The organism is Methanobrevibacter sp. 87.7 (genome assembly GCF_002208625.1).
Lineage (GTDB): Archaea > Methanobacteriota > Methanobacteria > Methanobacteriales > Methanobacteriaceae > Methanarmilla.
The window spans coordinates 1-6,460 of the sequence record NZ_MRCT01000110.1; the positions used below are offsets into that span (position 1 = coordinate 1).

The window sequence follows — 6,460 nt, forward strand, 5'->3', positions numbered from 1 at the left end:
TTATTTATCTTTTTTATTTGAAATTATTTTCTTTAATGATTTTTTTAATTTTTTTTACTGTTTTTTTTTATTTTTAATATATTTTTATAATTAATTTAATTGTAAACTTAAATAATAAAATCTTTATACTATTTTCTTAAATATTTATAATAGATACAGATTTGTGTAGGGGATATAATGTTATCAAAAGAAGATAAAGATAAGATAAATGATGAAGTAGTATTAAAAATTAACACACTTTTAGAAGAATATGATCTTCCATCTAAAATGGATAAATTAACTGTTTTGAATTTAGCTAATGCTACTACATTTATGGGTAATTTTAGAATTCATAAAGCGGAAGTAGTTAATGAAGTTAATGAAAAAGCTGAAAATATTTTATCAAAATATGGTGAATTATCATATAAATGTCAACGTGTTGTTCCTTGTTGTGATTTACCATATCATGCAGTTAGTTTTAATTTTAAAATACAAAATGATGATTAAATATTGAATTTTTAATTTTTATTTTATAATTTAATCTCATTTTGCTTATTGTTTCTATTTTTGGGTTTTTTGTTTTGAATTTCTATTTTTAATGATGATTTTTACTTTACTAATTACTATTTTTAATAAAAATATTACTTTTCATATGCTCTAAGGAAAAACAATTTTTATTATATACTATATATTATAGTAAATATAGAAAAATTATTAAGAGTATATTTTTATTATTTCATTAATGATTTAATATTAAAGAGAAACTTTTATTTTTTAATATAAACAAATTTATTTATACTTAATTTATTTTAATATAAATAAAATTTAAGTTATAAGAAAATAACTTTATTCAATCCATATAATTAATAAAACTTTATAATTAGTCCATATGATTTGAATTAAAGAGAATAATTATATTATTTTATTAATTAAAGAGAATTTATTTTTAAAATTAAAAGTTTACATATATATTAAACAAATGTTATACTTCAAATATAATTTTTAAACAATAATTTTATATATTTGGTAATGTATAAAATTAGAAACTAATTAAAGAATTAATTTAATAAACTGAAATTTGATTATTTAGGTTTGGATTTATGTATTAAATTTTGTATTTTTGAATTTGATTATTTAGGTTTGAATTAATTGAATTTCGTATTTAATTATTTAAGTTTTAATTTCTAGCATGAATTAAATCTTAATTAAAGCTTATTAAATTAAAAGTTAATTATAAATTTTAATTTTAGAATTAAGAATAATTTTATATATTTAATGATATTATGAAAGAATTTAAATTACATTCACCATTTAAACCATTAGGTGATCAACCTAAAGCAATAAATTCTTTAGTAAATGGTGTAAAAAAAGGGATGCATGAACAAACATTACTTGGTGTAACTGGTTCTGGAAAAACATTTACTATGGCAAATATTATTAAAGAGGTTCAAGAACCTACTTTAATCATTTCTCATAATAAAACATTAGCTGCTCAATTGTATGAAGAGTTTAAAGCTTTTTTTCCTGAAAATGCAGTAGAATACTTTGTAAGTTACTATGATTTTTATCAACCTGAAGCATATGTACCTAATAGTGATACATTTATTGATAAAGAATCATCAATTAATGAAGATATTGATATAATGAGACATTCTGCTACACAATCTTTACTTTCACGTGATGATGTTATTGTAGTAAGTAGTGTAAGTTGTATTTATGGTATTGGTTCTCCACAAGATTATGGTGAATTTGCTTTTGGTATTGAAGTTGGAGATGAATATGATAGATCATATATTTTATCAAGATTAATTTTCCTTCAATATGAAAGAAATGATATTGCATTTGAAAGAGGTCAATTCAGAGTACGTGGGGATGTTATTGAAGTAAATCCTGTTCATGGTACACCACCTATAAGAATTGAATTATTTGGTGATGAAATTGATGCTATTTCAATTATAAATCCAGTGACTGGTAAAAAGATGGAATCACTTGATAGATATATGTTCTATCCTGCAAAACACTTTATTGTAGGTCAAGATAGACTTGAACAAGCACTTAAAGATATTAATGATGAACTTGATGACCGTTTAAAAGAACTTAATTCTTTAGGTAAATATGTTGAAGCTCAAAGATTAGAGCAAAGAACAAAATATGATATGGAGATGCTTCAAGAAGTAGGATATTGTTCTGGTATTGAAAATTATTCTATGCATTTATCTGGACGTAAATGGGGTGATATGCCTTATTCCTTATTTAAATATTTCCCAGATAAATTTTTAACTATAATTGATGAATCTCATGTTACAGTACCTCAAATTCGTGGAATGTATAATGGTGATAGAGCTCGTAAACAAACACTTGTTGATTATGGTTTTAGATTACCTTCAGCAAAAGAGAATAGACCATTACGTTTTGATGAATTTGAAAAATCTGTAGATCAAGTTATTTATGTATCTGCAACTCCTGGTGAATATGAACTCTCAAGAAGTACTAATGTAGTAGAACAAATTATTCGTCCTACTGGATTAGTTGATCCTGAAGTTATTATACGTCCTGTTAAAAATCAAGTTGAAGATTTACTTGGTGAAGTTAGAAATTGTATTAAAAACAATGAACGTGTTTTAATTACAACTTTAACTAAACGTATGGCTGAAGATTTAACTGATTATTATGCTAAAATAGGTATTAAAGTTCATTATCTTCACTCTGAAATTGATACTCTTGAACGTATTGAAATCATTGATGATTTAAGACGTGGAACATATGATTGTATTGTTGGTGTAAACCTTTTAAGAGAAGGATTAGATTTACCTGAAGTTGCTCTTGTAGGTATACTTGATGCTGATAAAGAAGGTTTTTTAAGAAGTGAAACTTCTTTAATACAGACTATTGGTAGAGCAGCTCGTAATGTTCATGGTAGAGTAATAATGTATGCTGATAATATGACTGATTCTGTTAAAAATGCAAAACATATTACAGATAAAAGACGTCATATACAAATGGCATATAATAAAAAATATGGTATTACACCTAAATCTACAGAAAGAACTCTTAAAGATAAAAAAGAAGAAAAAGATACTAAAAGAGTTGCTGAAATTAAGAAAATGCCTAAAGATGAACTTAGACTTCTTATTAAAGATTTACAAAAAGATATGGCTGATGCTGCAGAAGATTTAAATTTTGAAAGAGCAGCAAAATTAAGAAATCAAATTGTTGAACTTAAAAATATGTTATAATTAGGAGTTAATTTAAATTTAAAGATTAATAAGAAAAATAAATCTTTATTTAAAGTTAATTTAAATTTAACGTTTAATAAATAAAAATAAATTTTAATTATAAACTTAGTTTAAATTTATGATTTAATACAAACATTTAAATTTTAATTATTAAAACATATTTTTTTATATATAAAAATATAATATAATAAAGAATAGTTTTATAACATACGATTAAATATTAATTAATGTTATAAATTTATAGGATATTAATTAACAATTAAATATTTTTATAAAATGGTGAAAATATGGTAAGAAGATCCAATAAAAAAGAGATTGTTATTAAAGGAGCAAGAGAACATAATCTTCAAAATATAGATTTAACTCTTCCAAGAGATGAATTTATAGTTATTACAGGTTTAAGTGGTTCTGGAAAATCCTCCCTTGCTTTTGATACTATCTATGCTGAAGGACAACGTAGATATGTAGAATCATTATCTTCTTATGCAAGACAGTTTTTAGGTCAAATGGATAAACCAGAACTTGATTATATTGAAGGTTTATCTCCTGCTATTTCAATAGATCAAAAATCAACTAAAGTTAATCCAAGAAGCACTGTAGGTACTATTACTGAAATATATGATTATTTAAGATTATTATATGCACGTATTGGTATTCCTCATTGTCCAAATTGTGGTAAAGAAATATCTCATCAAACTATAGGTCAAATTGCTGAATCTATAATGGAAGAAGGGGAAGGTCTTAAATTACAAGTTTTATCTCCAATTATCAAAGATCGTAAAGGAGAACATAATCAAGTCTTTGAAGAATTTAGAGAAAAAGGATTTGTACGTGCTAGAGTAGATGGTGAAATAAGAGATTTAGAAGAGGATATCAAACTTAAAAAGAATAATAAACATACAATTGATATTGTTATTGATAGACTTAAAATAAGAAATACAGTTGATTTTAAAAGAAGATTAACTGATTCTCTTGAAACTGCGCTTAAATTTGGTGATGGTGTTGTAAAAGTCTTATATTCACCAAAAGATAGTGAAGAATATGAAAAATTATATTCTGAAGACTTTGCATGTGTAGACTGTGGATTAAGTTTTGAAGAATTAACTCCACGTATGTTTTCATTTAACTCTCCACAAGGTGCATGTCCTGAATGTAAAGGAATTGGTTCTAAAATGGAGATTGATCCAGATTTAGTTGTTCCTGATAAAAGTTTATCTTTAAATGAAGGTGCAGTAGTACCATGGAGTAGATCCAAAAATCAAGATAATTATTATCATCAAATGTTAAATGCAGTTGCAAATCATTTTGGTTTTTCTATGGATACTCCATTTAAAGATTTAGATAAAAAATATCAACATATCATATTATTCGGTACAGATGAAAGAATAGCATTTAATTTTAAAAGAAGAAATCGTTCATATATGGTTAATAGACGTTTTGAAGGTGTAGTTATAAGACTTCAAAGATTATACTTTGAAACTAAATCTAATTGGAATAGAAAAAATATTTCAAAATATATGAGTGATAGAAAATGTTATGTATGTGGAGGTAGACGTTTACGTCCAGAAATTCTTGCAGTTACTGTTGGTGGTAAAAATATTGCAGAAGTCTGTGAAATGTCTATTAAAAAGTCATATAAATTTTTCAATGAACTTGAACTTACAGAAAGGGAACAATTCATTGGTAATGAAATACTTAAAGAGATTAAAGCAAGATTAAAATTCCTTGTTGATGTAGGTTTAGATTATATTAGTTTATCAAGATCATCAGGTACTTTATCTGGTGGAGAAGCTCAAAGAATTAGACTTGCAACTCAAATTGGTTCTGGACTTGTAGGTGTTTTATATATTCTTGATGAACCAAGTATTGGTCTTCATCAAAGAGATAATAGAAAATTAATAAACACATTAAATCATCTATGTGACCTTGGAAATACTTTAGTAGTTGTAGAGCATGATGAAGAAACAATTCTTTCAGCAGATTATGTTGTAGATATTGGTCCAGGAGCTGGAGAACATGGTGGTAAAGTTATTGCTCAAGGTACTCCTGCAGAGATAATGGAATCAGATAAATCAATAACTGGAAGATATCTTTCACGTAAAGAAACTATTCCAATACCTGATAAAAGACGTAAAGGTAATGGTAAATTTATTACTGTAAAAGGTGCACGTCAAAATAACCTTAAAAATATTGATGTTAAATTCCCACTTGGATTATTTACCTGTGTTACTGGAGTAAGTGGTTCAGGAAAAAGTAGTTTAGTAAATGAAATATTAAATAAAGGTTTAAATGGTATTTTAAACCATAAATATGCATTTGCTGGAGAACATGATTCTATTGAAGGATCAGAAAACATTGATAAATTAATTATAATAGATCAAACTCCTATTGGTAGAACTCCAAGAAGTAATCCTGCTACATATATTGGATTATTTACACCAATCCGTGAACTCTTTGCACAAACACCAGAAGCTAAAGCAAGAGGATATAAACCTGGAAGATTTAGTTTCAATGTAAAAGGTGGAAGATGTGAAGCTTGTCATGGTGATGGTATTATTCAAATTGAAATGCATTTCTTAGCAGATGTATATGTACCATGTGAAGAATGTAAAGGTAAACGTTACAATGAAGAAACTTTAGATATTCGTTATAAAGGTAAAAATATCTATGAAGTTCTTGAAATGACTGTTGAAGAAGCTTTAGAATTCTTTGAAAACATTCCTAAAATTCATAGAAAATTACAAACATTATATGATGTTGGTTTAGGATATATTAAACTCGGTCAACCTGCTACTACCTTATCTGGTGGTGAAGCACAAAGAGTAAAATTAGCTAAAGAATTATCTAAACAGTCTACAGGTAATACCTTATATATTCTTGATGAACCTACTACAGGTCTTCATTTTGCAGATATTAAACGTTTACTTAGTGTTTTATCAAGACTTACTGATAAAGGAAACACAGTAATAGTTATTGAACATAACCTTGATGTTATTAAAACTGCAGATTATATTATTGATTTAGGACCTGAAGGTGGAGATGGTGGAGGAGAAGTAATTGCTCAAGGAACTCCTGAAGAAGTTGCAGAATCTGGAACTTATACTGGTAAATTCTTAAAAGAAATCCTTACAGAAAATATTACTCCCCTTGCTAAAGAACTTATTCATGAGAATTTAACTAAAGAACCAGTTAAAGAATCAAAATAGTTTTTAAATTCATTTAAAAAGATCAATAATATATAATTT

At 25.8% G+C, this 6,460-nt stretch carries 3 protein-coding genes; all 3 read left to right on the top strand.

Annotated elements, in window-relative coordinates:
* Nucleotides 1-177: 177 nt before the first annotated feature.
* The 3 genes from BGI41_RS06035 to uvrA all read left to right on the top strand — a co-directional run bounded on the left by BGI41_RS06035 (nt 178) and on the right by uvrA (nt 6,421).
* Nucleotides 178-486 carry a hypothetical protein gene (locus BGI41_RS06035; RefSeq protein ID WP_088539508.1) on the top strand — a complete coding sequence of 103 codons (309 nt, stop codon included), beginning with the start codon at nt 178-180 and terminating at the stop codon, nt 484-486.
* 776 nt (nt 487-1,262) lie between these two features.
* Entirely contained in the window at nt 1,263-3,215 is a 1,953-nt protein-coding gene (gene uvrB, locus BGI41_RS06040; protein WP_088539510.1) for an excinuclease ABC subunit UvrB, read from the top strand.
* Nucleotides 3,216-3,502: 287 nt separating this feature from the next.
* Entirely contained in the window at nt 3,503-6,421 is a 2,919-nt protein-coding gene (gene uvrA, locus BGI41_RS06045; protein WP_088539512.1) for an excinuclease ABC subunit UvrA, read from the top strand.
* Nucleotides 6,422-6,460 lie beyond the last annotated feature (39 nt).

Excerpts from the sequence above, each read along its gene's own strand:
- BGI41_RS06035 (WP_088539508.1), top strand. The coding sequence starts at position 178 with ATGTTATCAAAAGAAGATAAAGATAAGATAAATGATGAAGTAGTATTA.
- uvrB (WP_088539510.1), top strand. The coding sequence starts at position 1,263 with ATGAAAGAATTTAAATTACATTCACCATTTAAACCATTAGGTGATCAA.
- uvrA (WP_088539512.1), top strand. The coding sequence starts at position 3,503 with ATGGTAAGAAGATCCAATAAAAAAGAGATTGTTATTAAAGGAGCAAGA.